The 1,611-nt window shown below is 48.0% G+C and carries 1 pseudogene; it reads right to left on the reverse strand.

Annotation, left to right across the window (positions count from 1 at the left end):
- A pseudogene (gene malQ, locus ABUA34_RS14275) lies at positions 1–1,275 on the reverse strand (4-alpha-glucanotransferase); the annotation flags it as partial.
- Between the last annotated feature and the right edge of the window lie 336 nt (positions 1,276–1,611).

Raw genomic sequence — 1,611 nt, forward strand, 5'->3', positions numbered from 1 at the left:
AGCCTCATAAGCCTGCGTATACCATCCAAGGGTGGTGTCGTTGTCGTGTGTTCCTGTATAGCATACACAATTAGGTGTATAGTTATGTGGAAGGAAGTCGTTCTCGTTTGGATTTTCAAATGCAAACTGAAGGATCTTCATTCCAGGAAGTCCGAATTTGTCTCTGAGTTCTATGACTGAATCATCTATCTCGCCGAGATCCTCGGCGATGATAGGAAGATGGTAGCCGAGATTAGCTTCGAGCTGTGTGAAGAAGTTCAGCCCTGGAGCTGGCTTCCACTCGCCGTTGATGGCGGTCTCCTCACCGTAAGGCACTGCCCAGTAACGGTCAAATCCTCTGAAGTGATCTATCCTGAGGAAATCTGTTACTGTGAGCTGATATTTGATTCTCTCTATCCACCATGCATAGCCTGTCTCGGTATGCTTTTTCCAGTTTTACAGAGGGTTGCCCCAGAGCTGACCGGTAGCTGAGAAATAATCTGGTGGAACACCTGCAACCTCGATAGGGTATCCCTTTGAATCCAGCAGAAACAGTTCCTGATTGGACCATACGTCTGCGCTGTCCCATGCGAGGAATATAGGTGTGTCACCTACTATACTGATTCCGAGATCATTTGCATATGTCTTGAGGGCCTGCCACTGCTCTGTAAAAAGGAACTGGAGGAAGTTGTAGTAGCCGATGCCGTCTGCAAGCTTCTTCTTCCATGCGGTCTTCTGCCTTGCGGTCGGCTTCTTCAGTGAATCATCCCACATGTACCAAGGCATTCCCTCGTGCGCATCCTTGCCTGCCATGAACAGAGAGTAGTCAGCAAGCCATGATGTATTCTTGACAAATGCATCGAACTTTGCCATGAGATCCTCGTCTCCTGACATATCATCTGCATAGTCAGCGTCGATAAATCTCTCGTACGCTTTCTTCAGAAGGCCAGTCTTGAATTCTATAAGTGTTCCATAGTCGATCTTCTCAGGATCCCAGTCAGGCATAGCTGAGAAGTCCTCGTCCAGAAGTAACTTCTTCTTTCTGAGGTAGTCGATATCGATGATAAGTGGTTGTCCTGCAAATGCTGAGAATGGCTGATAAGGTGAATCGCCAAAGCCCGTGTGACCGAGTGGAAGCACCTGCCACAGATTTAATCCTGAAGCTGCAAGAAAGTCGATAAACTGATAAGCGCCCGGACCCAGATCTCCGATTCCATAAGGACTTGGGAATGATGTCGGGTGAGCCAGAATACCAGCGTACTTCTTAGGCTTTTTTCCGTTGTTCTGCTCTAACATAATCTATCCTCTTTTCATAATGTATACACAGAGCCATGCCACCTCACAGTCTCTTCGAGCCTGTTCGGCTGGTGTGCCCTGCGGCATTCAGAGCCATGCCACCTCACAGTCTCTTACGAGCCTGTTCGGCTGGTGTGCCCTGCGGCATTCAGAGCCATGCCACCTCACAGTCTCTTACGAGCCTGTTCGGTGCGGCGTATCCGCCGTATAGCACAATATAAGAAATGTCTTGTTCATGCAAGCATGACAAGCCATTTCTTATATTGTGCTGCATGGCTCTGAACGGTAACATTATACAATACTATGTGTGATAGTTGCAAGGTAATAGTGCTTGAC

The organism is Coprococcus sp. RTP21428st1_C9_RTP21428_210409 (assembly GCF_040227395.1).
In the GTDB taxonomy this organism is placed as follows: domain Bacteria; phylum Bacillota; class Clostridia; order Lachnospirales; family Lachnospiraceae; genus Coprococcus; species Coprococcus aceti.